General features: G+C 48.0%; 28 protein-coding genes. 22 read left to right on the forward strand and 6 right to left on the reverse strand.

Features of this window, described 5'->3' with window-relative positions:
* Positions 1-7 precede the first annotated feature (7 nt).
* A complete protein-coding gene (locus tag ACQ5ES_RS01695) occupies positions 8-217 on the reverse strand; it encodes a CPXCG motif-containing cysteine-rich protein (RefSeq protein ID WP_445014234.1) in 210 nt (69 codons plus the stop codon).
* A gap of 264 nt (positions 218-481) precedes the next feature.
* Between ACQ5ES_RS01695 and thrS the strand changes: the two genes are divergently transcribed.
* The 7 genes from thrS to ACQ5ES_RS01730 all read left to right on the forward strand — a co-directional run bounded on the left by thrS (position 482) and on the right by ACQ5ES_RS01730 (position 7,418).
* A complete protein-coding gene (thrS, locus tag ACQ5ES_RS01700; RefSeq protein ID WP_445014235.1) occupies positions 482-2,398 on the forward strand; it encodes a threonine--tRNA ligase in 1,917 nt (638 codons plus the stop codon).
* Positions 2,399-2,417: 19 nt separating this feature from the next.
* Positions 2,418-2,960 carry a translation initiation factor IF-3 gene (infC, locus tag ACQ5ES_RS01705; RefSeq protein WP_445015354.1) on the forward strand — a complete coding sequence of 181 codons (543 nt, stop codon included), beginning with the start codon at positions 2,418-2,420 and terminating at the stop codon, positions 2,958-2,960.
* An 81-nt stretch (positions 2,961-3,041) separates the two neighbouring features.
* Positions 3,042-3,239 (forward strand): 50S ribosomal protein L35, encoded by a 198-nt coding sequence (gene rpmI / locus ACQ5ES_RS01710; protein ID WP_445014236.1) that lies wholly within the window; start codon positions 3,042-3,044, stop codon positions 3,237-3,239.
* Positions 3,240-3,254: 15 nt separating this feature from the next.
* Positions 3,255-3,608, forward strand: coding sequence for a 50S ribosomal protein L20 (gene rplT, locus ACQ5ES_RS01715; protein WP_445014237.1), 354 nt, complete (start codon positions 3,255-3,257; stop codon positions 3,606-3,608).
* A gap of 127 nt (positions 3,609-3,735) precedes the next feature.
* The gene (pheS, locus tag ACQ5ES_RS01720; RefSeq protein WP_445014238.1) at positions 3,736-4,716 is read left to right on the forward strand and encodes a phenylalanine--tRNA ligase subunit alpha; all 981 of its coding nucleotides are present in this window, start codon (positions 3,736-3,738) and stop codon (positions 4,714-4,716) included.
* A gap of 14 nt (positions 4,717-4,730) precedes the next feature.
* Positions 4,731-7,118, forward strand: coding sequence for a phenylalanine--tRNA ligase subunit beta (gene pheT, locus ACQ5ES_RS01725; protein ID WP_445014239.1), 2,388 nt, complete (start codon positions 4,731-4,733; stop codon positions 7,116-7,118).
* A gap of 3 nt (positions 7,119-7,121) precedes the next feature.
* Complete coding sequence (locus ACQ5ES_RS01730) at positions 7,122-7,418, forward strand: integration host factor subunit alpha (RefSeq protein WP_445014240.1); 297 nt, start codon at positions 7,122-7,124, stop codon at positions 7,416-7,418.
* An 84-nt stretch (positions 7,419-7,502) separates the two neighbouring features.
* Here the strand turns inward: ACQ5ES_RS01730 and ACQ5ES_RS01735 are convergent, their stop codons facing one another.
* From ACQ5ES_RS01735 to ACQ5ES_RS01745, 3 genes are all read right to left on the reverse strand, one after another.
* Positions 7,503-8,189 carry a ChrR family anti-sigma-E factor gene (locus ACQ5ES_RS01735; protein ID WP_445014241.1) on the reverse strand — a complete coding sequence of 229 codons (687 nt, stop codon included), beginning with the start codon at positions 8,187-8,189 and terminating at the stop codon, positions 7,503-7,505.
* The gene (locus ACQ5ES_RS01740; RefSeq protein ID WP_445014242.1) at positions 8,182-8,802 is read right to left on the reverse strand and encodes a sigma-70 family RNA polymerase sigma factor; all 621 of its coding nucleotides are present in this window, start codon (positions 8,800-8,802) and stop codon (positions 8,182-8,184) included. The genes ACQ5ES_RS01735 and ACQ5ES_RS01740 overlap by 8 nt, the downstream gene beginning before the upstream one ends.
* Positions 8,803-8,871: 69 nt before the next feature.
* Entirely contained in the window at positions 8,872-9,471 is a 600-nt protein-coding gene (locus ACQ5ES_RS01745) for an LON peptidase substrate-binding domain-containing protein (protein WP_445014243.1), read from the reverse strand.
* Positions 9,472-9,610: 139 nt separating this feature from the next.
* Between ACQ5ES_RS01745 and ACQ5ES_RS01750 the strand changes: the two genes are divergently transcribed.
* From ACQ5ES_RS01750 to ACQ5ES_RS01795, 10 genes are all read left to right on the forward strand, one after another.
* Positions 9,611-10,549 carry a YbgA family protein gene (locus ACQ5ES_RS01750; RefSeq protein ID WP_445014244.1) on the forward strand — a complete coding sequence of 313 codons (939 nt, stop codon included), beginning with the start codon at positions 9,611-9,613 and terminating at the stop codon, positions 10,547-10,549.
* Positions 10,549-11,955, forward strand: a complete 1,407-nt coding sequence (locus ACQ5ES_RS01755) for a cryptochrome/photolyase family protein (protein WP_445014245.1) — start codon at positions 10,549-10,551, stop codon at positions 11,953-11,955. Before ACQ5ES_RS01750 ends, ACQ5ES_RS01755 begins: the two co-directional genes overlap by 1 nt.
* Positions 11,956-12,027: 72 nt before the next feature.
* Entirely contained in the window at positions 12,028-12,498 is a 471-nt protein-coding gene (locus tag ACQ5ES_RS01760) for a nuclear transport factor 2 family protein (RefSeq protein WP_445014246.1), read from the forward strand.
* Positions 12,495-13,220 (forward strand): SDR family NAD(P)-dependent oxidoreductase, encoded by a 726-nt coding sequence (locus ACQ5ES_RS01765; protein ID WP_445014247.1) that lies wholly within the window; start codon positions 12,495-12,497, stop codon positions 13,218-13,220. The genes ACQ5ES_RS01760 and ACQ5ES_RS01765 overlap by 4 nt, the downstream gene beginning before the upstream one ends.
* A gap of 34 nt (positions 13,221-13,254) precedes the next feature.
* Entirely contained in the window at positions 13,255-14,541 is a 1,287-nt protein-coding gene (locus ACQ5ES_RS01770) for an NAD(P)/FAD-dependent oxidoreductase (protein ID WP_445014248.1), read from the forward strand.
* A complete protein-coding gene (locus tag ACQ5ES_RS01775) occupies positions 14,531-15,262 on the forward strand; it encodes a DUF1365 domain-containing protein (RefSeq protein ID WP_445014249.1) in 732 nt (243 codons plus the stop codon). The genes ACQ5ES_RS01770 and ACQ5ES_RS01775 overlap by 11 nt, the downstream gene beginning before the upstream one ends.
* Before the next feature lie 29 nt (positions 15,263-15,291).
* Positions 15,292-16,527, forward strand: a complete 1,236-nt coding sequence (locus ACQ5ES_RS01780) for a class I SAM-dependent methyltransferase (protein ID WP_445014250.1) — start codon at positions 15,292-15,294, stop codon at positions 16,525-16,527.
* The gene (locus tag ACQ5ES_RS01785; protein ID WP_445014251.1) at positions 16,518-17,072 is read left to right on the forward strand and encodes a DUF2878 domain-containing protein; all 555 of its coding nucleotides are present in this window, start codon (positions 16,518-16,520) and stop codon (positions 17,070-17,072) included. The genes ACQ5ES_RS01780 and ACQ5ES_RS01785 overlap by 10 nt, the downstream gene beginning before the upstream one ends.
* Complete coding sequence (locus ACQ5ES_RS01790) at positions 17,065-17,589, forward strand: chalcone isomerase family protein (RefSeq protein ID WP_445014252.1); 525 nt, start codon at positions 17,065-17,067, stop codon at positions 17,587-17,589. The genes ACQ5ES_RS01785 and ACQ5ES_RS01790 overlap by 8 nt, the downstream gene beginning before the upstream one ends.
* Entirely contained in the window at positions 17,586-18,113 is a 528-nt protein-coding gene (locus ACQ5ES_RS01795) for a DUF3833 domain-containing protein (protein ID WP_445014253.1), read from the forward strand. Before ACQ5ES_RS01790 ends, ACQ5ES_RS01795 begins: the two co-directional genes overlap by 4 nt.
* 71 nt (positions 18,114-18,184) lie before the next feature.
* On the opposite strand, the gene ACQ5ES_RS01800 is transcribed toward ACQ5ES_RS01795, so the two are convergent.
* Positions 18,185-18,601, reverse strand: coding sequence for a hypothetical protein (locus ACQ5ES_RS01800; RefSeq protein ID WP_445014254.1), 417 nt, complete (start codon positions 18,599-18,601; stop codon positions 18,185-18,187).
* An 81-nt stretch (positions 18,602-18,682) separates the two neighbouring features.
* Here ACQ5ES_RS01800 and ACQ5ES_RS01805 point away from each other — a divergent pair, with 81 nt between their 5' ends.
* From ACQ5ES_RS01805 to ACQ5ES_RS01820, 4 genes are read left to right on the forward strand one after another with little or no spacing between them, the layout of a single operon-like run.
* The gene (locus ACQ5ES_RS01805) at positions 18,683-19,465 is read left to right on the forward strand and encodes a Nif3-like dinuclear metal center hexameric protein (RefSeq protein ID WP_445015356.1); all 783 of its coding nucleotides are present in this window, start codon (positions 18,683-18,685) and stop codon (positions 19,463-19,465) included.
* 7 nt (positions 19,466-19,472) lie between these two features.
* Positions 19,473-20,249, forward strand: a complete 777-nt coding sequence (locus ACQ5ES_RS01810; protein ID WP_445014255.1) for a methyltransferase domain-containing protein — start codon at positions 19,473-19,475, stop codon at positions 20,247-20,249.
* Positions 20,239-21,141: a diacylglycerol/lipid kinase family protein gene (locus ACQ5ES_RS01815; protein ID WP_445014256.1), complete on the forward strand. Its 903-nt coding sequence runs from the start codon at positions 20,239-20,241 to the stop codon at positions 21,139-21,141. Before ACQ5ES_RS01810 ends, ACQ5ES_RS01815 begins: the two co-directional genes overlap by 11 nt.
* Positions 21,142-21,156: 15 nt before the next feature.
* Positions 21,157-22,020, forward strand: coding sequence for an NAD(P)-dependent oxidoreductase (locus ACQ5ES_RS01820; protein WP_445014257.1), 864 nt, complete (start codon positions 21,157-21,159; stop codon positions 22,018-22,020).
* 220 nt (positions 22,021-22,240) lie between these two features.
* Here the strand turns inward: ACQ5ES_RS01820 and ACQ5ES_RS01825 are convergent, their stop codons facing one another.
* Positions 22,241-23,596 (reverse strand): DUF1329 domain-containing protein, encoded by a 1,356-nt coding sequence (locus ACQ5ES_RS01825; protein WP_445014258.1) that lies wholly within the window; start codon positions 23,594-23,596, stop codon positions 22,241-22,243.
* 246 nt (positions 23,597-23,842) lie between these two features.
* On the opposite strand from ACQ5ES_RS01825, the gene ACQ5ES_RS01830 reads away from it, so the two are divergent.
* Positions 23,843-24,988: a WD40/YVTN/BNR-like repeat-containing protein gene (locus ACQ5ES_RS01830; RefSeq protein WP_445014259.1), complete on the forward strand. Its 1,146-nt coding sequence runs from the start codon at positions 23,843-23,845 to the stop codon at positions 24,986-24,988.
* Position 24,989 lies beyond the last annotated feature (1 nt).

Consider the following 24,989-nt stretch of genomic DNA (forward strand, 5'->3'; position numbering starts at 1 on the left):
TAGCCTTTCAATAATAGTTCTCATCATCGCTGCGAATTTTGACAACAATCTTGTCGCGCACATCGTCAAGCGTTACCTCAATGTGTACATCGTTGCCGCAGGCAGGGCATTCATCCTGATAATCCTGATCGCCCTGCGATGCATCAATGGTGACATGAATATGATGACCACAATGCGGGCAAATGACCGCTGCATCGTGAAGCTTTTCTGCATGCATTAGAGAACCTCAATGTTTGCTTACTTAACTTGAGTATGGAACATAGAATGTAGAGTGCGCCAACTTTAACCCGAAAATAACAGTGCGATGTCAGTTACGGCTGAGGGAGGGCGATGATCCAATCCATCGGTCGCTATCTTCGCTGGACTTAAAACTCAGGCCAATAGGCGCGTTGCGCCAAATCTCACGGTGCGGTATAGTTCGTTTTTCGTTAAATCACAAGTGACACTTGGTAGGTGCCACCACTGTTAAAGGAACAAGAGAATGCCTGTAGTAACGCTGCCTGATGGAAGTCAACGCGCTTTCGCTAAACCCGTCACAATCCTCGAAGTAGCTCAAGATATCGGTCCTGGTCTGGCAAAAGCCACCGTCGCTGGCAAAATCAATGGCGAATTGGTGGATGCTTGTGATCTGATCACCGAAGATGCGACGGTGCATATCATCACCCCGAAAGATGATGAAGGCGTACATATAATTCGCCACTCGAGCGCGCACTTGTTGGGCCATGCGTTAAAACAGTTATTCCCACAGGCGAAAATGGCGATTGGTCCGGTCATTGATAATGGTTTTTACTACGATATCGATATTGACAAGGCATTGACGCAGGACGACCTTGATGCGCTTGAAAAGCGTATGAAAGAGTTGGCAAAAACTGAATATGAAGTGGTGAAAAATCGCGTCAGCTGGCGACAAGCCCGCGAAACTTTTGTGGAACGTCACGAACCTTACAAAATTGAAATTCTTGATGAAAATATCAGTCAGGACGACCGTCCAGCACTGTATCATCACGAAGAATACGTCGACATGTGTCGTGGCCCGCACGTCCCGAATATGCGCTTCTGTCAGCACTTTAAAGTAATGAAAGTTGCCGGTGCCTATTGGCGTGGTAGCTCCGATAATAAAATGCTGCAACGGGTGTATGGCACTGCCTGGGCCGACAAGAAACAGCTCAAAGCCTATTTGCAGCGTTTGGAAGAAGCCGAAAAGCGTGACCACCGTAAAATTGGCAAGTCACAGGATTTGTTCCACTGGCAGGAAGAAGCACCAGGTATGGTGTTCTGGCACCACAACGGCTGGACCATTTTCCAGGAATTAGAAAACTACGTGCGCGAGAAGCTGCGCGAATACGATTACCAGGAAGTCAAAGGCCCGTTAATGATGGACCGCGTGCTGTGGGAAAAATCAGGGCATTGGGAGAAGTTCTCAGAACTGATGTTTACCACCGCCTCGGAAAATCGCGAGTACGCCATTAAGCCAATGAACTGCCCCGGCCATGTGCAGATTTTTAACCAAGGGTTGAAATCGTATCGCGACTTGCCACTACGTATGGCTGAATTTGGTTGTTGTCACCGTAATGAGCCGTCAGGTGCGTTGCACGGTTTGATGCGTGTACGTGGATTTACCCAGGATGATGCTCATGTCTTCTGTACGCCAAAGCAGGTGCAGGATGAAGTAAGTAGCTGTATCAAGATGGTCTATGAAACCTATAAAACCTTTGGTTTCGAAGACATCGTCGTCAAGCTCTCAACCCGCCCGGAAAAACGTTTAGGTGATGATGCAACCTGGGATCATTCTGAGCAAGCCTTGGCAGAAGCGTTGAAGACCAACGGCATTAAATTTGAATACTTGCCAGGTGAGGGTGCGTTCTACGGCCCGAAAATTGAATTTACCCTACATGATTGTTTAGGTCGAGCCTGGCAGTGCGGTACGGTGCAGCTCGACTTTGCCTTACCAGGGCGCTTAGGCGCAACTTACGTCGGTGAAGATAACGAACGTCACACACCAGTGATGATTCACCGCGCGATTCTGGGTTCCCTTGAACGCTTCATGGGCATTTTGATTGAAGAATATGCCGGATATTTCCCACTTTGGTTGGCGCCAACACAGATTGTGGTGATGAATATTACCGATAATCAGGCTGATTACGTGAAAAATACCGTAAAAGAGTTGAATAAACTCGGATTTAGGGCGACAGCTGACTTGAGAAATGAGAAAATAGGCTTTAAAATTCGTGAGCACACATTAAAACGTGTTCCTTATATGTTGGTTGTCGGCGATAAAGAGATCGAGAACCAAGCGGTTGCGGTACGTACCCGTCGCGGTGAAGACCAAGGCGTAAAAGGCCTGGAGCAATTTATTGCTGAACTTACCGACGAAGTACGTAGTCGCAAAATTAGTTAATTGATTGGAGGAATGACCCATTAAAGGCGGAAAAAGAACTCAGAAACCTGCTGACAAAAATCGTATCAACGAAGATATTCGCGTCAATGAAGTACGCTTGATAGGCGTTGAAGCTGAACAGATTGGTGTCGTAAGTATTCAAGAAGCTCTTGAAAAGGCCGAAACGGCCGGTGTTGATCTGGTGGAAATTAGCCCAAATGCGGAGCCACCAGTGTGTCGTCTGATGGATTATGGCAAGTTCCTCTACGAGAAAGCTAAGAACGCGAAAGAGCAAAAGAAAAATCAGAAACAAATTCAGGTGAAGGAAGTTAAATTCCGCCCTGGTACAGACGAAGGCGATTATCAGGTAAAACTGCGCAACCTGAGTCGCTTTTTAGAGGGGGGTGACAAAACTAAAGTCACCATTCGTTTCCGTGGCCGTGAAATGGCGCACCAAGAAATTGGTATTGAATTGTTGAATCGTATTAAAGACGATTTGCAAGACATATCAACTCTTGAGTCGTTCCCAAGACGGGCTGAGGGTCGCCAGATGATTATGGTGCTGGCCCCTGCCAAGAAGTAACTGTGGTTTACAAGTAGTGAGGTTTCGACCGAGCTCACCCTGTTACACTTTTGTATGTTAACAATGCGGAGTTTTATTTTCATGCCGAAAATTAAATCCAATAAAGGCGCGTCAAAGCGCTTTAAAAAAACCGCTTCAGGCGGTTTCAAGTGCAAGCAATCACACTTGCGTCACATCCTGACTAAGAAGAGCTCTAAGCGGAAGCGTCACCTGCGTGCGAAAAGCATGGTGCACGAAGCCGACGTTCAATTAGTCGCACGTATGTTACCGTACGCATAAGGAAGGAGACAGCAAATGGCACGAGTAAAACGTGGTGTGATAGCGCGCGCGCGTCACAAGAAAGTCCTGAAGCAGGCGAAAGGTTATTATGGTGCTCGTTCACGCATTTATCGCGTAGCGAAGCAAGCGGTTATCAAAGCAGGTCAATATGCATATCGTGACCGTCGCAACAAGAAACGTCAATTCCGTCAATTATGGATTGTGCGTATCAATGCTGCGGCCCGTCAAAACGGTTTGTCATACAGCCGCTTTATCAACGGCTTGAAAAAAGCATCGGTAGAAATCGATCGTAAAATCTTGGCTGACATCGCAGTACATGACCAAAAAGGTTTTGCTGCGTTGGTAGAGAAAGCAAAAAGCTCTCTGTAAGCCACGAAGAAAGTTGAAAAAGGGAGCATCACTGCTCCCTTTTTTTATGGTTTTTCGCTATGATAGGCGCAATTACAGGGTTTGAACCATGCCGCTGGTCGGCAATCACGTATCATTGAGGAAAGTCATGGAGTTAAATGACATTGTCGCGAAGGCCGAAGCCGCCGTCGCAGCTGCAACGACACCACAAGAATTGGACACCGTTCGAGTCGAGTACATGGGCAAGAAAGGTTTGCTCACTGAGCAATTGAAAAACTTAGGTAAACTCTCAGCGGAAGAACGTCCGGCCGCAGGGCAAGCGATCAATCAAGCCAAACAACAAGTGCAACAAGCCATTAATGCGCGCAATGACGAGTTGAAACAGGCACAATTAGCCGAAAAACTCACCGCCGAACGTATTGATGTTACGTTGCCAGGTCGGCGCGCCGCGGTAGGCGGTTTGCATCCGGTAACGCAAACGATTCAACGTATCGAACAATTTTTTGGCGATTTAGGCTTTCGTGTAGAGGAAGGCCCTGAAGTCGAAGATGATTTTCATAACTTTGATGCGTTAAATATTCCTGCGAATCATCCTGCTCGTGCGGATCACGATACCTTTTATTTTACTCCGAAGACGATGTTGCGGACGCAAACTTCAGGGGTGCAAATTCGAACTATGGAACATGAGCAGCCGCCATTGCGAATCATTTCGCCGGGCCGCGTGTATCGTAATGACTACGATCAAACCCATACACCAATGTTTCACCAGGTCGAAGGTTTGATGGTCGATACCGACGTCAGTTTTACCCAGTTGAAAGGTATTTTGGAAGACTTTCTGGTGAACTTCTTTGAAGAGTCATTGGAAGTGCGTTTCCGTCCTTCCTATTTCCCCTTTACCGAACCTTCAGCTGAAGTTGATGTGCGCCGCAAAGACGGCCAATGGCTGGAAGTGTTGGGTTGTGGCATGGTGCATCCGAAAGTGTTGCAAGCGGTTGGCATCGATAGTGAGAAATACACCGGCTTTGCCTTTGGTATGGGCGTTGAGCGCTTGACCATGTTGCGCTATGGCGTGAACGATTTACGTGCGTTTTTCGAAAACGACGTGCGCTTCTTGAAACAGTTTAATTAAGTTCGGGTGCAGAGATGAAATTTAGTGAAAAGTGGCTACGTAGCTGGGTAAACCCTGCTCTTGATCAAGTCGAGTTAGCCGAGCAATTAAGCATGGCTGGATTAGAAGTCGACGACGTTACGCCTGTGGCTGAAGCCTTTAACTCAGTGGTGGTCGGTGAAGTAATAAAATGCTGGCAACATCCTGATGCCGATAAGCTGCAAGTTACCGAAGTCAACATCGGTACCGACGACCCTACTACTATTGTTTGTGGTGCTCCCAACTGTCGACAAGGTATTAAAGTTGCGGTGGCCACAGTAGGTGCAGTGTTACCGGGTGATTTCAAGATCAAAAAGGCGAAGCTACGCGGCCAGCCGTCAGTCGGTATGCTGTGTTCGAATGCTGAGTTAGGTCTAAGTGATGATCACGATGGCATCGTTGAATTGCCAAATGATGCGCCTATCGGCATGGATTACCGCGACTACCTGGAACTAAATGATGTCACCTTCGATGTGGATTTAACGCCGAATCGTGCGGATTGTTTAGGTTTACGTGGCATTGCCCGTGAAGTTGGTGTGTTGAATCGCATGGCAGTTAATGAACCAGAAATTCAGCAAGTAGCGGCTTGTCATGACGACCAGCGGGCGATTGAATTAATCGCTGCGGAGGCTTGTCCGCGCTATCTTGGCCGCGTTGTTACCAATGTTAATGTCCAGGCCGAATCGCCTTTGTGGCTGCGCGAGCGTTTGCGCCGTAGCGGTATTCGCAGCATTGACCCGGTGGTCGATGTGACCAACTATGTGTTACTTGAACTGGGTCACCCGATGCACGCCTTCGACAACGATAAACTCAGTGGCACAGTGCAGGTTCGTATGGCGCATGCCAATGAAAAACTGACGTTACTGGATGGTAACGAAGTGACCCTGCAAGACGATGTATTGGTTATTGCCGACGGTAACAAAGCGTTGGCAATGGCGGGTGTGTTTGGCGGCGAGGGCAGTGGTGTCACGGCTGCGAGCAAGAACATTTTTCTGGAGAGCGCGTTCTTTGCGCCGCAAGCTATTGCTGGGCGTGCCCGCCGGTTTGGCTTGCATACAGATGCTTCACATCGCTACGAACGCGGTGTTGATCCAGAGCTCCAGCGCACGGCGATGGAGCGTGCGACACAACTGATTATCGAAATCTGTGGTGGTGAGGCAGGCCCAGTGGTCGAAGCAAAAGAAGATCGTTATTTGCCGCAACCACAAAATGTGCAATTGCGTAAAGCGCGGTTGGCTAATGTACTGGGCATTCATATTGCCGATGATGAAGTGACAGAGATCCTTGAACGACTTGGTTTTACGGTATCTGCAGATGCCGATGGTTGGCAGGTGAGTGTGCCGACATTCCGGTTTGACATTGCTATTGAGGAAGACCTTATCGAGGAAGTTGCTCGTATTTATGGTTATCACCGTATTCAGGCGACTGCACCAGCCGCGCAACTGCGTATGGTAGCCCGGCAAGAAGCACAACTGACAACCAACAAACTTAAGCAGCTGCTGGTTGATCGTGGGTATCAGGAAGCTATTACTTACAGTTTCGTAGATCCAAAGCATCAGGCCATGTTGTTTGACGAATCGGCGGCCTTAACCCTGCCATTCCCGATCAGTGTCGAGATGTCATCCATGCGGGTCAGTTTATGGCCAGGTTTGATTGGGGCGGTTGCACACAATCAAAAACGTCAGCAACAGAGCTTAGCGTTTTGCGAGACAGGTTTACGCTTCCTACCGGATGACAAAGCTGAAAACGGCGTCCGCCAGCAGGCGATGATTGCGGGTGTTCGCGGAGGCAAAGCTTTTGCTGAACATTGGAACGAAGGCGAACGCGCGGTCGATTTTTTTGACATAAAAGGTGATGTTGAGGCGTTACTAGCGGCGACCGGTGAAGCACAGTTGTATACCTTTGTGGCCGATTCTCATCCGGCATTACATCCAGGGCAGTCGGCGGCAATCTTTAAAAATGGTAAGGCCATCGGCTATGTCGGCGCAGTACATCCGCAATTTGAGAAGAAGTTAGGCCTAAATGGCCGGACTTTTGTGTTCGAATTAGAGTTAGCTGCGGTGCAACAGCGTCGCTTACCTGCGGCGCAGCCGATTTCACGTTTTCCATCGATTCGCCGCGACCTTGCGATTGTAGTACCCACTCAGTTAGCGGCAGGAGAAATTCTCAAGGCTATTGAAAATGTTGGCGTAAATCATTTAGTTGACCTAAACTTATTTGACGTTTACGAAGGTTCAGGAGTTGCCGACGGTTATCGCAGTCTGGCGTTATCACTCATCCTGCAACATCCGGAACGCACTCTTGAAGATCAAGAAATCAATGCAGCAGTCAAAGCAGTGGTTGAAATGTTGACTAACGAATTCGGGGCAACCCTGAGGGAGTAAGCTATGGCGCTGACCAAAGCAGAAATGGCAGAACATTTGTTTGAAAAATTTGGCATCAATAAACGCGATGCTAAAGATTTGGTTGAAAACTTCTTTGAAGAGATACGTCGTACTTTAGAGCAGGGACAGGAAGTAAAACTTTCTGGTTTCGGTAATTTTGAACTGCGGACTAAGAATGAACGCCCGGGACGTAATCCGAAAACCGGCGAAGATATTCCTATCTCAGCAAGACGAGTTGTTACGTTTCGTCCTGGGCAAAAGCTCAAGCAGCGGGTCAGTACTGCCAAGCCGAAAACCTGATTGATTTTGCTTCCTCAGCTTACATAAAAAAAGCCGCTTACTATAAATAGATAGGAGCGGCTTTTTGTTGTTAGCTGGATTACTTTATTTAAAGAATAAGCTACTAAATGGGTTCAGCAAGCGACTGATACCCGAAGTGAAGTGCATCGGAGCATCTAGCGCTGCAAGCGTTAGGCAATCTTCATGACGTGTTTCTGGCGTATGCTTCACACTACCATCCAAGAACATAAAATCACCGTCGCGGTATTCAGAGGTTTCATCATTGAACAGACCGTTGACCACCAATGTTGCTTCGTTACCTTTATGGGTATGTTCTGGCACCTTGGTGTTTTTAGCCATGTAGATAAAGGTTAAGACATCTTCACCACCGACTTGTACTGGAGCTCGCCACATTTGCCCAATCAGTTTATGCCAGGCACCAATACGATGATGGCTGCGGGCTAGGGTACCAGGCAGCGGAAAACGTCTACCTTCAAGAATTAGCTCATTGGCTACACCGTTCAGTAAATGCTGTTTTGGTTGTGGTGTTTGCGCCATGATCTCGGCGAGCATGTCATCACCATCAAAACTGTCATTGGCCGCTTTAAGCTCGGTAGGTATCTGACGCTGGCCAAATACTTTCTGCGCCAGATCTTCTTCGATGTGGTGAACGTTGCGTTGACACTGGGAACACATATCCACATGGGTGCCAACCACCATCAACATAGCCGGAGTTAATTCGCCGGTCACGTAGTGAAATAGATGCTCTTCGCTAGGGTGAAACTTAATCATCGCTTTGTACCAACTCTTTTAATTTTTGCAATGCCAAACGTGTGCGGGATTTTACAGTACCTAACGGGATACCTAACGCATCCGCGACTTCTTGCTGTGATTTTCCAGCTACATAGATAAGCTCAATAACGGTTCTCTGAGCTTTAGGCAACGCTTCGCAATAAACAGCAAGCTGCTGCATCAGCAGGTCGTCATCAAGCGCGTAATCGTCGTCAAGGCTGTCGTTCTGCTCCGCAAGTACTGGCCACAATTCGTCAGCACTCAAGTCGTATTGGCGATGTTTGTTCTTACGAAGAAAATCAAAGCGTATGTTGCGTGCAATAGTGAAAATCCACGTCGATGCGGAACCACGATCAGGTTTGAATAAATGTGCTTTATTCCAAACGTTGGTCATGGTTTCCTGCACCAGGTCCATGGCGGTTTGTTCATTGCCAAACTGGCGTGTAGCGTAGGCTTTCAGGCGTGGTGCGAAGTACTTGAACAGCTCGCTAAACGCTTGCCGAGATTGTTCAGTAGCAACGAGCGCGAGTAAAGCCGCAGCATGGTCTGGATCGTCAGGCTGCGCAGAAGACATAGTGTTCCATTTTATTTTAGTTTCAGTCACTGTCTGCATAGTATTACCTGCGGGGAATTTCCTCAAGTTACTTTGCAATTACGACACTTGTATAGAAGTAGATCATAATTATTTTTCGCTTTCGTGAATGAGTCCGTTCAAGTAATCGAGCGCCGGTTCACAAGAAGGTTCGCGCAACAGCTCTTGTTTGATTTCAGCGTTGAGCGGTAGTAGCTCTAACCAGCGTTGGCAAATCCACTCAGCTCGACCGAGTCGGCCGTCGGTAGGACACTTGCCAAGCTCCGGATATTCGGCGTAAACCTGGCACAGGCGATCAGCCAAATGTTGATGTTGCTGTGTTAGCGGCGTTTCCTGCCAATGGGGAATCACTTCGATCTCACCGCAACGCAACCCATCGTCGTCAACGCTGATGTGTTTTATTTCACCTGCATCGATACCTTCAACCGTGATACCGAGCAGGCCGTCAGCACGGTGTTCGAAATCAATAATGCGCGCTAGCGTCGCCACCGGATGAATATGAGTATTGTGTTCGAGTGAACCCTGCTCGTTGTACATGCACATGCCAATACGACCTTCATCGCCTTGTGCGCAAACGTCGCGCACCATTCGCACATAACGCGGCTCGAAAATGCGTAAGCGCATCGTGCCGCCGGGTAACACATGCCCTGACAGCGGGAACAATGGTATGTTTGTGATTGCACGGTTCATGACGGTAGCCTCTTGAGCTGTTGGCCTGTATCGTTAATGTTACGTGATTACGTTAATTGGGTTAGAACAGATCGTTGTTAATGAACTTTTTTCTAAGGTACTCGTATTGTTCAGAGTAACAATGCTGCAAGAGGACTATATGCAACAAATCAAAGTTGGGATCAGCGCATGTCTGCTAGGTGATGAAGTACGCTTTGACGGTGGCCACAAACGTTCAGCATTTTGCACGGACGAACTGGGTCGCCATGTTGAGTTCGTAAAGCTGTGTCCGGAAGTCGGTATTGGTCTGCCGGTACCACGCCCGACCATAAGACTTGAGGAACAACATGGTGAGCCGCGAGCAGTTGTCGCCAAAACCGGTGAAGACGTCACCGCGCGGTTGATTGCATTCGCTGAGCGGGCACAGCCGCATGTAAGCCAGGTTAGTGGTTACGTTTTGTGTGCTAAATCGCCGAGCTGTGGCATGGAGCGGGTAAAGTTGTACAACCCCGAGAATGGTCATGCACGCAAAGAAGGTGAGGGAATTTTTGCGGCGCAGTTGCGACAACGTTACCCGGCGCTGCCACTTGAAGAGGATGGCCGCCTGAACGATCCGCAATTGCGCGAAAATTTTGTCATGCGGGTTTTTGTTTATGCCACTTGGCAAGCACTACCCGAACCACTGAGCAAAGCTGATTTATTGAAGTTTCACACCAGTTTGAAACTGTTACTTTTGGCGCATGACCAGCAGGTTTACCGGAGCTTGGGACGGGACGTTGCCGCTGTGCAGACGATTTCGACTGCAACACGAAAAAAGTACATTGAAACCGTTATGGCAGCGTTAGCTAGCCCAGCAACACGGGCCAATCACACTAACGTGTTGCAGCATATTCAAGGCTACTTTAAACAGTATTTATCGGCCTCACAGCGCGAGGAGTTAACCGATAGTATATTGTCTTATCATGAGGGCACAGAACCGCTATTGGTGCCGTTAACCTTGCTGCGGCATTATTTGCGCGAATATCCCAGCGACTATTTAACCGGCCAGCGTTACTTGAACCCCTATCCGAAAGACTTAAAACTAAGGTATGGACTCTAATGGCCCGTCTTATTTGGTTTCGAAACGACTTACGTCTGCGTGACAATCCAGCTGTCGCCAGCGCGCTTGCAGCGAATAAGGCTAACGACGAGCCGCTATACGGTTTGTTCCTGTACAGCGAACAGCAATGGCAGCGGCATAACTGGGCACCAATAAAGGTCGACTTATTGCTGCGACATTTACGCACCTTACAACAAGAAGCTGCAGAGTGGGGCATTGCGTTGCACATTAAAGGTGTTCGCGATTGGCACACGGTACCTCGTGTAGTACGTGATTTCTGTGCGCAGTTCGACATTACCGATGTGACCTACAACAACGAGTATCCCTTGGATGAGCAAAAACGCGACCGTGGCACCCGTAGTTGGCTAGCCGAGCAAGGTATCGGCGTGCAAAGTTTCCACGGCATGGTGCTGGTTCCACCTGTGTTACGCACCCAAAGTGGCGAGTATTATAAAAAGTTTACGCCTTATTTCCGCTCGTGGCTGGAACACTTGCGTGTGAGTGGCCTGCCGCAACCCTATGGCAAACCTGATGGTAAAGCTGTGGCTTGTCCAGATTTTCCTGAAGGTATTAACTATCCGCAATCCGACAGCAGCGACTGGGTGGTGGGTGAAAAAGAATGTTATGGGCAGTTGACCAGCTTTATTGAAACTTGCGTCGCAGACTACGATGACGATCGCAATTTACCAGCAGTGGCGGGCACGTCAAAACTGTCACCTTATTGGGAACTGGGTGTTTTGGCACCGCAGACCGCAGCCCGGTTATTGCAACAAGCGGCCCCGGAATTTCCTGACGGATTAACTGAAGGCGCAAAGACCTGGCTGAGTGAGTTGGCATGGCGCGAATTTTATCAACATTTGATGGATGCTGTCCCGCGTCTCAGTTATGGCAAAGCCTTCCAGCCTCACACGGAAGCTTTTCCTTGGCGTAACAGCGAGCAGGATTTCAACGCATGGTGTGAAGGTCGTACCGGTTACCCTATTGTTGATGCGGGTATGCGGCAACTTCAAGCTGAGGGCTGGATGCACAATCGTGTGCGCATGATTGTCGCCAATTTCTTAGTCAAAGATCTTCACCTTGATTGGCGCAAAGGCGAACAGTTTTTCATGCAGAACCTTATTGATGGGAGTTTTCCTGCGAATAATGGGGGCTGGCAATGGAGTGCTTCGACCGGTACTGATGCGGTGCCTTATTTTCGTGTATTCAATCCGACCTCACAAAGCAAAAAGATTGATCCGGACGGTAGCTATATTCGTAAGTACGTGGAAGAGCTAGCTGATTGCCCGACCAGTCAGATCCATGCACCAAGCGCTTGGGTCAAGGATCAAGATGTCGATTATCCGCAACCGATTGTGGATCATAAACAGGCACGTGAAGTTTTTTTACGTAAGTTCAAAGCATTGTAGAAAAACGACTACACTTTTATGTGACTACAATACGTTTGATTGGCAACTGGGTTAGCAACAAGGAGGCAAAGCATGTCGGAGAATAAAGCTGAGGAACTCGCTAAAGAGCAAGATTATCCTGAAGTTATCCAACGGCTACGCAAGTATTACGATGAATTTAGCGACGTGAATGTCGAACAGCTCGATGATCTCTATCACGAAGACGTCACGTTTATCGATCCCATCCATCATGTGCATGGCTTGGATGAACTCAAAAGCTATTTCAAAGGCACTATGGAAGGTGTTGAACAATGCCATTTTGCATTTACTGAATGGGCTGAAAATGGCGACCAGGTATTCGTTAACTGGCAAATGCGTTTACGCCATCCAAAACTGGCGGAAAACCAGGAAATTGTTGTGCCCGGCGTCAGCCATTTGGAATTCAAAGAAGATAAAATTATTCAGCAGCGTGATTATTACGACATGGGCGCAATGATTTATGAGCATGTGACACTTCTAGGTTATGTGATCAACAAAATTAAATCACGGATGGTACCGTCATGAATATTCTTATCACTGGTGCAACCTCAGGTATTGGTAAGCAATTAGCACTGGATTATGCGGCTGCAGGACACCATGTGGTGGCTTGTGGGCGAAACGAGCAAGCGCTTACCGCGTTGCAGCAACAATTTCCAGATGTCATTGCCGGTCAGCAATTGGATATCACTGACGCTGCTACCACAGTGCAGAACCTGCGTGGTTACACTGATGTTGATTTGGTGATTTTAGTCGCCGGTGTCTGTGAATATGTCGATATGAATGAATTTAATGCGGATTTATTTGCCCGCGTGTTCGAAGTGAATGTGGTGGGCACAATGCGTTGTGTCGAAGGGCTGTTACCTAACCTGAAACGCGGCTCAAAACTGGTAATTGTGGGTAGCACCGCGCGGTTGCTGCCGTTTGCCAAAGCTGAGGCCTATGGCGGCTCAAAAGCCGCAATTCATTACATTACGCGTAGTTTACAAATTGATTTAGAAGAGCGGGGTATCAAGGTATTGAGTGTCTCTCCGGGTTTTGTCGAGACACCAATGACCGAACAAAACGATTTTGAGATGCCGATGCAAGTCAGCGTCGAGTTTGCCGCAGAATTTATCCGCAATGGCATCGAAAAAAATCGCCTTGATATCACCTTCCCCAGAACCTTTGGTTGGTTCTTAAAGCTTGCGTCACGGTTGCCCCAAAGTTGGCAACTGGCTTTGTCACGACGCTTTAAAAATGCCGGTTAGTGCGCCTTAAGTTGGAAATGAGTAGGATAAATCGATGAGAATAGCAGTAATCGGTAGTGGCATTTCAGGCATGACCTGTGCCCATTTTTTAAATGACCAGCATGATGTGCAGCTGTACGAAAAGAATGAGTATATTGGCGGTCACACGCGTACGGTGGACGTTGAAGTGCAGGGCATCACCTTCGCCATTGACACTGGTTTTATCGTGTTTAACGATCGCACCTATCCCAATTTCCGTGCGCTAATGAACAAGGTTGGGGTGGCCTGGCGTGATACCGAAATGAGTTTCAGCGTGCGCGACCCAGCCTCTGGCCTCGAGTACAATGGCAATTCGATAAACACTTTATTTGCGCAACGAAGCAACCTGTTTAGTCCGTCGTTTTATCGCTTAATCAATGGCATATTGAAGTTTAATAAGAGTGCCAAAGCAGCTCACGAGCGATTAGAGCGTCCTGTAAATCAGACCCTCGGCGATTTTTTGCGCGAACAAAATTTGCCTAAAGCTGTGGCAGATTACTATTTGTTACCCATGGTTGCAGCCATTTGGTCTGCCAGTATCGACGAAGCCGCTGATTTTCCGCTGGATTTCTTTCTTCGTTTTTTCGAAAACCACGGTTTGTTGAATGTTGCTGATCGCCCACAATGGGCGACTATTTGTGGCGGGTCGTCGGCCTATATCGAGCCGCTTATTGGCGATTTAATCCGCGCTGATAGCGTTCATGTGAGCGCAGATATTAAGACTGTGCACCGTCGCTTGGAAGGCCGTGATGGTGCTGTAACCTTAGAGTTTTCGTCAGGTGAGATGCGCGATTTTGATGAAGTAATAATTGCCAGTCACAGTGATCAAGCGTTAGTACTGTTAGCCCAACCTAGCGCAGCAGAACAACAGGTGCTTGGGGCCATTCCTTACCAGGATAACGATGTAGTGTTACATACCGACATCCGCTTATTGCCACGCGAACGTCGTGCTTGGGCGAGTTGGAATTATTTATTGCATAGTAGCTATGACGCGCGACAACGACCCAGTTCGGTAACCTATAACATGAATATTTTGCAAGGTATTCAAGCACCCGAAACCTTCTGTGTAACCTTAAATAATACCGATGCGATTCATCCTGAGCGCATTTTAAGACGCTTTACCTACGCACATCCGGTGTACAGCTTGGCATCGATGCAGGCGCGTGCTAAACGTGAAACGATTTGTGGGCAGCAACATACGCATTATTGTGGTGCCTATTGGTACAACGGCTTTCATGAAGACGGGGTGCGCAGTGCTCTTGATGTCGTGCGGCGACTTGGAGTTAAGTGGCATGCTGAATAGTGCTATTTTACGTGGACGTGTGTTCCATCGGCGTCTACAACCGACGCAACACCAGTTTGATTATGCCACTGCGCAGTGGTGGATTGCCCTCGATGAGCTTGAGCAATTACACCAGCAAAGCAAGCTGCTCTCGACCCGTGGGTTTGCTCCATTATGGTTCCGACGCCAGGATTATCTGCGTGGCACTCACGGTGATTTAGCAACCGCGGTGCGCGAGAAAATGACGGCACTGGCGCACAAACGTCTGCAAGGACGGGTATTTTTGCTGGGTAATGTGCGCACCTTTGGACTCTATTTTAGTCCCATTAACTGTTATTTTTTGCAGACGCCTGGTCAACAAAACTACAGTCACATGCTTGCTGAAGTCAGCAATACGCCCTGGAATGAACGCCATTATTACTTGCTCGACCTCAACCAAGAGCTTGCTCATGACAAAGCTTTTCACGTGTCACCATTCAACCCCTTAGATATGCGTTATGAGTGGCAAATCAAGCCACCTCAAATGCGCGCTAACCATCAAAGCTCAATCCATTTGGCTGCGCGTAAAGGTGAGCGGCATTTTACCGCCACCCTAAAATTACAACGACAAGAATTGAACCGTCTAACGATTCGCAGCGTATTATTGAGATATCCGATAAATACAGTAACTACCGTAGCGGCAGTCTATTGGCAAGCACTGCGGTTGTGGCTGAAACGAACACCTATTTACAACCATCCATAACAATGAAAGCGGAAGGGTTTGGGGAGCCGATGAATACAGAAACAGTGCTAGTTACCATGAAGCAAGGAACCACCACCGATAAGTGGGCACGGCGCGCCGTGTTGCGGTTATTGAGCGAGTTAGAAGACGGTTATGTCACCTTACGTGAGCAAGGCGAAGTGCTTGGTCATTTTGGCCGTGAGCAAAGTGATTTGAAAGCCGAAATTAACGTTCTTAAACCGAGCTTTTATCGCCGTTTATTGCTTGGCGGAAGCATTGCATCCGGGGAAACTTTTATTGACGAATCATGGGAAACTCCTGACTTAACCAAAGTTATCCAGCTATTTGCGCGTAATTTGTCAGCGCTTGATGCATTCGAAGCAAAATTTAGCTGGTTATTATTGCCGTGGCAGAAATTTCAACACTGGCGGCGACGCAATAACAAACAACAAGCGAAAGAAAATATTTCTGCGCATTATGATTTGGGCAACGAGTTGTACCAGGGGTTTTTAGACCCTGCCATGCAATATTCCAGTGCGGTTTATCCAACGGCTGATAGCACTTTGACTGAAGCTCAGCAGCACAAACTCAAGTGCTTATGTGACGGACTTGAATTGCAAGCGAGCGATCATTTGATTGAAATTGGCACTGGTTGGGGTGGTTTAGCAGTGTATGCAGCTAAGCATTACGGTTGTAAGGTAACCACAACGACCATCTCGACTGAGCAATACCAGTACGCCAAGCAACAGGTAGCCGCAGCAGGCTTAGCGGATAAAATTACGGTATTACAGCAAGACTACCGGGATCTTGATGGTCAGTATGACAAACTTGTTTCGGTTGAAATGATCGAAGCTGTTGGTCGTCAGTACATGGCGACCTATTTTCAAACCTGCAGCCGCCTGTTAAAACCGGAAGGAAAAATGGCGTTGCAGGCGATCACTATTGCTGATCAACGTATGCGCAGCTATGCGAATTCAGTCGATTTTATTCAGCAGCATATTTTCCCTGGTGGATTTTTGCCATCGCTGACAATGATTACGGAAATGTTCACCAAACATACCGATATGGTGGTACGCCAATTACAGGATATCGGCTTTGATTATGCTTATACGTTGCGCGACTGGCGTGAGCGTTTTAATCAGGCACATCCGCAGTTGCAAAAACAAGGTTACGATGCACGGTTCGGGCGGTTATGGAATTTTTACCTTTGCTACTGTGAAGGTGGCTTTCTTGAACGTAGCGTTTCTGCAGTTCAACTTGTTGCCAGCAAACCCGCATGTCGTTAACTGTGACAGGCTGGCTGGCGAAAGATAATGTGCGGCGGCTGGCCGGATTAGTGTGGTTCGATCTGGTGTGGTTCAGTACTGTTGCCGGGCGCAGCGAGTGGCTGCCTATGGCCTTACCCATTGTTGCGGTGCAAATTTACTTGAGTAGCACCCGACAAGGCTTTAACTGGCTTTTGTATGTGCAATTGCTGGTGCTGGGGTTGGTGTTGGAAAGCACGGTGATTGCCCTCGGTATTCTCGATTTTACCGGTGGTTGGTTGCCCTTGTGGCTCATCGCCTTGTGGTTGGGCTTTGCGGCAATGGTGACCACAACCCTGGATTGGTTGTCGGGACGCTATATACTTGCTGCCCTCGTGGGAGTGGCCTCGGGACCTTTAACCTATGCTATTGGTAGTCGTTTAGGCGCGGCAGAGTTATTAGTAGATGAATACTTGATGTGGGTCACCTATGGTCTGCTGTGGGCAATTTACATGGTTATCTTTGCATTTCTGATGCAACGTAACGCAACGGCACTTGCGACAGCCAAGGAGCAATCAGATGGTTAGATTAAGTTTATTGGGGTTGGCGCTACTGACCGCATTTACTAGCACAGTGGCTGCGGCAGCAAACTGTACTCCAACTGTTGCAACGTCGTTCGAAACCGTGGGCAGCACGCGTTTAAGCGTTTGGTTTTGGGATGTTTACGATGCCGAGCTGTTGACCGATACAGGTAACTACAAAAATTATGATCGCCGCGCGCTGCGATTAAGTTATTTACGTGAGATTAAAGCTGCTGACCTGGTCGAAACCACCAAGGAAGAATGGCAAAATCTTGGTATCTCTATGACACCTGAACATGAAGATTGGCTGAATAAGCTCAATGAATTGTGGCCAGACGTGCAAAAAGGTGACTGCTTGATGTTGGTCGAAACCGAGCAGGGGCACAGTGAGTTTTTTAACGCTGAAGGACAACTCGGTATTGTTGCGTCTGGCGAGTTTACTGACGATTTCCTGGCGATTTGGTTAAGTCCTGATTCAAGGTTCAAGCGCGAACGGAACGAGCTTATTGGAGCAATAAAATGAAAAAACGAATAGCAGCAACCCTTGCTTTGGTCATGTTTACGCTAGTCGGGTGCTCTACCTCACTCGATACCTACCGTGACGCAGAGCCGCAGCTTAAATTAGAAGAGTTTTTTGACGGTGAACTTGTTGCGTATGGCATGGTGCAAGATTATAGCGGTGAGGTAATACAGCGTTTCCGGGTTGAGTTGACGGGAAGTTGGGAAGGTAATGAAGGTGTTCTTGATGAAACCTTTTATTATGCCGACGGCAGCGAGCAAAAACGTATCTGGTACTTAACCAAAAGCGCTCCCGATCAATACGAGGGGCGTGCGAGTGATGTAGAAGGCGTGGCTTACGGAAAAGTCGCTGGCAACGTACTGAATTGGAGCTACGTACTGAATATAGAGTTAGATGGCGAACCTTTCGCAGTTAAGTTAGATGATTGGCTTTATTTGGTTGACGAAAACAATATGATTAACCGGACACAAATGTACAAGTACGGTGTTAATGTTGGGGAGATCACGCTCTACATAGGTAAAAAATGAAGGTAAAAATAACTCACTGGAAATAAAAAAGCAGCTCAATGAGCTGCTTTTTTTAGTGCAATGCAATGACCTTAGAAACCTCGCGGTAAACGCGATAAAGAACTGCCTTGTTCTAGCTTCTCGCGCCAAAGTTCGCGGGCTGTTAAACCACCCGAAGTCGCAGACTTTTTCGCTATAGATTTTTCCGCAGCGAGTTTTTTTGCTGGCGATTTCTTGGCAGCAGGTTTCTTGGCTGCAGGTTTCTTTGCAGCTTTTGCAGTTGGTTTTTTCTCGGTTTTCGCAGCCGGTTTGCTTGCGGATTTAGCCGCAGGCTTACTGCTTCCACCTAGCGTTTTAGCTTCCTCAGCGAGTTGTGCTAAACGCATATTTTTGCCACCATCAACACTGTACCAACCGCTACTTGCTTCGATAGTTGGTTTTTTACCGTGAGCCTTTTTGTAAGCTGCAGTAAAATCAGCGATGACCTGGTCTTTATCAAGTTTGCTCATGGATAAATCCTTTGCATATTGAGTAAAAGTTCTCCATTTTTATACCGTTTTTTGCGCACTATGTCTATTATTCGACGCAAAATGTTAGAACAAGGGGTGAAACTCGTGGAACGTGAACAATTAGAAGCTTATTTACAGCAGTTTTTGGCTGTTGATGGAATTCGTGATTATTGCCCAAATGGGTTGCAAGTTGAAGGACGTGATCAGATTCAAAAGATCGTTACTGGAGTGACTGCCTGTCAGCAATTGCTGGAACGCGCGATCTTAGTCGATGCTGATGCGATTTTGGTGCATCACGGTTACTTCTGGAAAGGAGAACCACAGCCGGTTAAAGGTATGAAAAAGCGTCGTCTGCAAACCTTATTGCGCAACAATCTTAATTTGTTTGCGTATCACTTGCCGCTCGATGTACATCCGCGACTTGGTAATAACGCGCAACTTGCGCGAGTGATGGATTGGCCTGAGCCGTCAGCTCTAACTGAAGTTGAGCCTGAAGGAGTGGTGATGTTTAGCGAACTTTTGCATGATGAAACCGCCGAGCAGGTCGCGTTACATCTCGAAACACGGCTAGGACGCGCGTTAGTCTGTGCCGTGCATGAGCCGCAGCAAAAAATACGACGTGTTGCCTGGTGCACCGGCGGCGGGCAAGGCTTTATTGATGCTGCAGCACAAGCGGGTTGTGATCTATTTATTACCGGAGAGGTTTCCGAGCCAACGGTGCACAGTGCACGGGAACAGGGTATTGCGTTTTTTGCTGCTGGGCATCACGCTACAGAACGTTATGGAATTCAGGCGCTGGGTGAACATCTGGCGGAAAAATTTGGCTTAGATCATCAATTTATTGATGTCGATAGCCCGGCATAAGGTGACTATGAGCAAACCACCAATCGATCAAAGCTTTGCTGGGCTGACCGATAAATTCGCCAAAAATATTTACGCAACGGCGAAAGGCAAGATTCGTCTAGCTGTGCTTGAGCGTGATTTAGCTCCCTTGTTTACTAGCACTCAATCACTCACGGTGCTCGATGTTGGTGGTGGTATCGGCCAGTTATCCCAGCATTTTGCTCGTCATGGACATCATGTTATCCACACCGATATTGCCAATGACATGGTGACGAAAGCACAACGTGCTCATCAACAGGCGGGTTTAGCTGAGCAGTACTCGTATTTAGCTGCGCCATTACAGGAGTTGCCGGAACGTTTAGCTGGACAACAGTTCGATGTAGTGTTGTGCCACGCTGTACTGGAATGGCTGGCGGAGCCCGCTTTGGCATTGCCGGTACTCAAACAATTACTGAACCACGACGGCTGCTTATCGCTGATGTTTTATAATCGGGATGCCAAGCTCATGGCGAATATGGTGTTTGGTAATTTTGATTATGTTGGCGCGGACTTACAGGTCAAAAAGCGCGTACGCATGAGCCCCCAGCAGCCGATTGCGCCGGCGCAAATGGTCACTTGGTTAAACCAGCATAAGCTTGAAGTCACGCAGCGAACAGGAGTGCGGTGTTTCCACGATTACTTACGAGATCCACGCGATGCTGAGCGTTTTGAACAGTTGCTTCGGCTAGAACTGCTGCACAATCAAACCGAGCCATTTGCGGCTCTGGGGCGTTATCAACACTGGCAAATTCGCCATGCCGACTAAAGCTATTGCGATTTACTATAAGTCGAGCTCGGCGCGCGCGCGCAGTTATGCGGAGGTTTATCAACGGCAGTTAAATCACGATTACGGTGCTAGCCAGATCCAACTGCTCGCGAGCCAGGCCGATCGCAAGGTTGATATTCAACAACTGCATGAATGGCAAGATAATCATGCCCATTATGATGAACTCGAATGTATTGTCATCGGTGGTGATGGTAGCGTCAATATTGTTGCTCAGGTTGCCACCAACAGTAAGCTTGAGTTGAGTGTGGTACCAAGCGGCACGGGCAATGACTTAGCTTCGGCATTAACTATTACTGACTGGCGTTGGCGGTTGCAATCCGAGGGTGAGCTGATTAAACGCTCGGTGGGTAAGCTAGGCGAGTATTATTTTATTAATCACGCAGGTTGCGGTATCAGCGTGGCATTGCAACAGTTACAAGGACCACTCAGCAAACGTTGGCTAGGGCGTTACAGTTACCTGTGGGCCTTGTGTCGTTATGTGTTTTGGTTACCCAAGCGCCGGTGTAAAATTGCCGTTACCCATGACGATGGCTCGGTCGGTTACGATGAGTTTCAGGTTGCTACTGTAAATCGGACGATAGGTGGCGGTATTGTAGTGTACCCTGACGCCAAGTTGACGCAGCCACAACTTGGTCTGTTGCGGGTGCCGCAACGTCCACGCTGGCGGCAATTCAACGCGCTTTATTGGTTGCTGCGAAAGCAGCCCCAACGAAGCCCGATGATAAGCTTTAGTGAAGCCACCAAAGTAACCCTTGGTGATTCAGTAAACCAACTTGAACTGGATGGCGATAGTGTTGATTTGTGCGGTCCGGTAGATGTAGAAATTTGTGTCGGCGGTTTAACCGTGCGTCGGCCTATTAGCACAAGATAAACGAGGAATTCTATTATGAAATGTGCCTTTATTGGACTTGGAGTCATGGGTTATCCCATGGCTGGTCATCTACAAAGCAAAGGTTTTACCACGACGGTGTACAACCGTACCGCGGTGAAAGCTAAGCAATGGGTTGAAGAGTTCGGCGGAAGCATGGCCGACACGCCTCGTGAGGCAGTGCTCGATGCCGATGTCGTGCTCGTCTGTGTCGGCAACGACGATGATGTGCGCAGTGTGTTTTACGGTGCTGAAGGTTTGCTGACTAGTATTAGTGAAAATACCATTGTCATTGATCATACCACGGCCTCAGCTGAACTTGCCCGGGAACTCGCTGAAGAGGTTCATCAGCGCATTGCTGTATTTTTGGATGCACCGGTATCAGGTGGTGAACAGGGCGCAATTAACGGCGTACTAACCGCTATGATTGGTGGCGATAAAGAAGCCTATAATGAAGCACAGCCACTACTTGAATGTTATTGCAAAACACGTGAATACATGGGGCCTGCCGGGCATGGTCAACTCGCAAAAATGGTCAATCAGATATGTATAGCTGGTGTCGTTCAAGGTTTAGCTGAAGGTTTGCAGTTAGCGCGTAAGGTCGGTTTGGACGCGGATACTTTAATTCGTGCTATCAGTCAGGGCGCGGCAGGCTCATGGCAGATGCAGAATCGTTACAAGACCATGTGGGAAGGTGAATACAAACATGGCTTCGCGGTTGACTGGATGCGTAAAGATCTAAAAATTGCGTTGGCAGAAGCTGATCGAAACGGACTGAGCATGCCACTAACAGCGCTAGTCGATCAATTTTACGCCGAAGTGCAACAAATGGGTGGCAGCCGTTGGGACACTTCCAGCCTGCTAGCCCGCTTAGAAAAGTAGCCCGTAGTTCTACTACGGGTTGAATTACCAGCTATCTCGGTGTGGGCGGGTTTCCCCCGTAGTAGAACTACGGGCTACCTGTCTTTTCAGCTATCTCGGTGTGGGCGGGTTTCCCCCGCAGTAGAACTACGGGCTACCTGTCTTTCCACCACAAAAAACCCCGCTGATGCGGGGTTTTTATTAACCAATAACGGTTATCCATTAACGCTTTGGGTGTTTTTTAACGAATACCCATACGGCGTAATGCCGAAGTACTGAAATCACTACGCTGAGGCTGAATATCGAAGTCCATGTACGAAGATTCTTCGTTAGCCAGACCAAGCAAGATGTAACGACTCGAGTTTAAGTCGTATAAGGCTTCAGCAGCCATCCAGGGCGTATCGTGGTAATAGAACTGGGTGTTGTAAGCTTCAGCCACACGCCATAGTTCGCCACGGTTATCGTAATGGTCGATGACGCTGGCCGTCCAGGTATCTTCGTCAATAAACATGTGACGCGTTTGATAAATGTGACGCTCGCCATCCTTTAAAGTCGCTTTAACTTCCCATACACGGTGTTTCTCATAGCGCACCAAGTCTTGATCCATGTGACCAGGATTGATGATGTCTTCGTAATCTAAGCTGGTATCCATGAGTTTGTAGTTGTTGTAAGGGATATACATTTCTCGCTTACCAACTAGCTCCCAGTTGTACTTGTTAGGCGCACCGTTGAACATGTCAAGGCCGTCAGAAGTACGTAGACCGTCAGACGCTGTACCCGGACCATCATAAGCTACGTTAGGTGCACGACGCACACGACGTTGGCCCGCATTATAAAGCCACGCACGGCGACCTTCTTTAACCTGGTTGATGGTTTCATGTACTAACAATACGGTACCTGTTTGCCGTGCCGGAGCAAGAACTTCTTGTAAGAAGTAAAACAAGATATTGTCATCGGCCGTTTCACGACCACTTTCCATATATTCTGGGAAAACCAACGATTCACGCAGTAATACCGGAACGAAGTTACCGTCTTCAAGCACTGGGAATTGGTTCACCAAGCGCTGTACAGCGCCCCCGCGATAACGGGTAATGTGGTTCCAGATAATTTCATTACCGTTGGCCGGAATTGGGAACGGAATGTGCATTTTAAAGTTTTCCAGACCGTTACCACCAGCTACCAGCTCAGCGTTCTCGGCGTTTTCTTTAATTACGTCGTAAACTTCCTGAGGGTAGGCAGCCGAGCGGTGAGTCGGGTAAATGTTCATTTTGTAATCTGGGTATTTATTGAACATCGCAACCTGACCTGCTGAAAGCATGTCTTTGTGTTCAGCAAGGTTAGCTTTGGTGATGGTAAAAAGGATCTCATCATCAGCAAAGGGATCGGCTGGACGCACTGGAGCGTCACCATCAGCTTTCACACTGTAGCCACCGGTCCATGCTGGAATGGAGCCGTCAGCATTGCCTGCCATTTCGGCACCAACTGGTGTCAAATCATTACCTAAGCGGGCGACTTCTTCTGGGGTGGCTTTAGCCATCACGCTTGCTGAAATAACAGATAGCGCAAAAACCCCAGCCTTCAGCATCATTTTATTCATGGTTGGATATCCTTGTTTGTTCTATGTACTTTTATAGTATGTACTTTTACTAAACTTATTCATCGAAAGCTATAGTAATAAGAGTCTAAATTAATTGCCCAGCGGGTACTAGCGTTTGGGAACATCTCACGGTAAGGTAGCAGCTGGTTTGACCTGTACAAATTTATCCATAGCATGTACGGCTTAAGAAAAATTTGCAACAGTAAACATAACAATTCTAAGACAGAAAAATTGCAAGAGGGTTCCATGATTAGAACTAGAGTCTGTGCAAGCGCAGTGGCTCTGGCGTTTAGCTTGGCTGCTGCAGCGCAAGAAGCGCCGGTAGACGACTATGACGTTATCTACGCACCGGCGATGATTGCACCTGAGGCAACATCAGCGGTGTTGACAGAAATAGCAACGACCGCCGAGCGAGAAGTTGCGGTGGGCGATTACGGCGTTGTGATAACTCGCGAACAAGGTAGCGAAACTTGGCAACAAGCAGCCGTGCCAACCAGTGTATTTCTTACCAGTGTCGACTTCGCAAACGACACTATCGGTTGGGCTGCTGGCCATCATGGCGTAATTTTACGGACCATTGACGGCGGACAGACTTGGCAGCGTCAGCTCGATGGCTTCGACTATATCGAGTTACAGCTAAGTTATTATAAACAACGAGTTGCTGAGCTTGAGGCTGAACTTGCTAGTGCTGACCTCGTGCCTGAGCGTGAAGCTGAGCTGGAATTTTTGTTAGATGATGCCTTGTTTAGACTTGATAATGCCAACTTTGCTAAAGAAGAAGGGCCCACCAAACCGTTTCTTGATGTTTTAGCACTGTCTGAAAATGAAGTGTTAGTTAGCGGTGCCTACGGTGCGCTCTTATACACTGATGATGCCGGTGAGTCTTGGCAGATTCTTGATGACCGCGTCGAAAATCCTGATGCGTTTCACCTGAATGCGATACAGAATTTAGGGGATTTCGTTTTTCTTGCTGGTGAGTCGGGGTTGCTGTTTCGTAGCGATGATCGCGGCGCAACCTGGGAAACCTTGGAATCTCCGTATTATGGTTCTTTCTTCGGTATGTACGTCGATCAATTAGAACGACTCTGGGTGTATGGTTTGCGTGGCAATATTTTTATGAGTGAAGATAAAGGTGATTCATTTACTCAGTTGAAACTCGAGGACCCCGTCAATATTAACGCCGCCATTGATGCGCCAGATAATGGCTTGTACTTCGTTGGCAATGCCGGCGTGGTGGCGTATTTGTCAGAAAACGGTAAGTTAGTCGAGCATACCCATGACAGTGGTGCTGCACTAACTGACTTAGTTATTGATGGTAATGGTGATTTGACGTTTGTAGGGCAACGCGGCGTGTTGTCGATGCCGAGTCGTGCGTTAACCGAGAAGGAATAGC

This window comes from Pseudidiomarina xizangensis, from assembly GCF_052541995.1.

Excerpts from the sequence above, each read along its gene's own strand:
- ACQ5ES_RS01770 (WP_445014248.1), top strand. The coding sequence starts at position 13,255 with ATGAGAATAGCAGTAATCGGTAGTGGCATTTCAGGCATGACCTGTGCC.
- pheT (WP_445014239.1), top strand. The coding sequence starts at position 4,731 with ATGAAATTTAGTGAAAAGTGGCTACGTAGCTGGGTAAACCCTGCTCTT.
- thrS (WP_445014235.1), top strand. The coding sequence starts at position 482 with ATGCCTGTAGTAACGCTGCCTGATGGAAGTCAACGCGCTTTCGCTAAA.
- ACQ5ES_RS01735 (WP_445014241.1), bottom strand. The coding sequence starts at position 8,189 with ATGATTAAGTTTCACCCTAGCGAAGAGCATCTATTTCACTACGTGACC.
- ACQ5ES_RS01695 (WP_445014234.1), bottom strand. The coding sequence starts at position 217 with ATGCATGCAGAAAAGCTTCACGATGCAGCGGTCATTTGCCCGCATTGT.
- rpmI (WP_445014236.1), top strand. The coding sequence starts at position 3,042 with ATGCCGAAAATTAAATCCAATAAAGGCGCGTCAAAGCGCTTTAAAAAA.
- ACQ5ES_RS01780 (WP_445014250.1), top strand. The coding sequence starts at position 15,292 with ATGAATACAGAAACAGTGCTAGTTACCATGAAGCAAGGAACCACCACC.
- ACQ5ES_RS01800 (WP_445014254.1), bottom strand. The coding sequence starts at position 18,601 with ATGAGCAAACTTGATAAAGACCAGGTCATCGCTGATTTTACTGCAGCT.
- ACQ5ES_RS01810 (WP_445014255.1), top strand. The coding sequence starts at position 19,473 with ATGAGCAAACCACCAATCGATCAAAGCTTTGCTGGGCTGACCGATAAA.
- ACQ5ES_RS01815 (WP_445014256.1), top strand. The coding sequence starts at position 20,239 with ATGCCGACTAAAGCTATTGCGATTTACTATAAGTCGAGCTCGGCGCGC.
- ACQ5ES_RS01765 (WP_445014247.1), top strand. The coding sequence starts at position 12,495 with ATGAATATTCTTATCACTGGTGCAACCTCAGGTATTGGTAAGCAATTA.
- ACQ5ES_RS01775 (WP_445014249.1), top strand. The coding sequence starts at position 14,531 with ATGCTGAATAGTGCTATTTTACGTGGACGTGTGTTCCATCGGCGTCTA.
- pheS (WP_445014238.1), top strand. The coding sequence starts at position 3,736 with ATGGAGTTAAATGACATTGTCGCGAAGGCCGAAGCCGCCGTCGCAGCT.
- ACQ5ES_RS01740 (WP_445014242.1), bottom strand. The coding sequence starts at position 8,802 with ATGCAGACAGTGACTGAAACTAAAATAAAATGGAACACTATGTCTTCT.
- ACQ5ES_RS01805 (WP_445015356.1), top strand. The coding sequence starts at position 18,683 with ATGTTAGAACAAGGGGTGAAACTCGTGGAACGTGAACAATTAGAAGCT.
- ACQ5ES_RS01730 (WP_445014240.1), top strand. The coding sequence starts at position 7,122 with ATGGCGCTGACCAAAGCAGAAATGGCAGAACATTTGTTTGAAAAATTT.
- ACQ5ES_RS01760 (WP_445014246.1), top strand. The coding sequence starts at position 12,028 with ATGTCGGAGAATAAAGCTGAGGAACTCGCTAAAGAGCAAGATTATCCT.
- ACQ5ES_RS01830 (WP_445014259.1), top strand. The coding sequence starts at position 23,843 with ATGATTAGAACTAGAGTCTGTGCAAGCGCAGTGGCTCTGGCGTTTAGC.
- ACQ5ES_RS01755 (WP_445014245.1), top strand. The coding sequence starts at position 10,549 with ATGGCCCGTCTTATTTGGTTTCGAAACGACTTACGTCTGCGTGACAAT.
- ACQ5ES_RS01745 (WP_445014243.1), bottom strand. The coding sequence starts at position 9,471 with ATGAACCGTGCAATCACAAACATACCATTGTTCCCGCTGTCAGGGCAT.
- ACQ5ES_RS01785 (WP_445014251.1), top strand. The coding sequence starts at position 16,518 with ATGTCGTTAACTGTGACAGGCTGGCTGGCGAAAGATAATGTGCGGCGG.
- ACQ5ES_RS01825 (WP_445014258.1), bottom strand. The coding sequence starts at position 23,596 with ATGAATAAAATGATGCTGAAGGCTGGGGTTTTTGCGCTATCTGTTATT.
- rplT (WP_445014237.1), top strand. The coding sequence starts at position 3,255 with ATGGCACGAGTAAAACGTGGTGTGATAGCGCGCGCGCGTCACAAGAAA.
- ACQ5ES_RS01795 (WP_445014253.1), top strand. The coding sequence starts at position 17,586 with ATGAAAAAACGAATAGCAGCAACCCTTGCTTTGGTCATGTTTACGCTA.
- ACQ5ES_RS01790 (WP_445014252.1), top strand. The coding sequence starts at position 17,065 with ATGGTTAGATTAAGTTTATTGGGGTTGGCGCTACTGACCGCATTTACT.
- ACQ5ES_RS01750 (WP_445014244.1), top strand. The coding sequence starts at position 9,611 with ATGCAACAAATCAAAGTTGGGATCAGCGCATGTCTGCTAGGTGATGAA.
- ACQ5ES_RS01820 (WP_445014257.1), top strand. The coding sequence starts at position 21,157 with ATGAAATGTGCCTTTATTGGACTTGGAGTCATGGGTTATCCCATGGCT.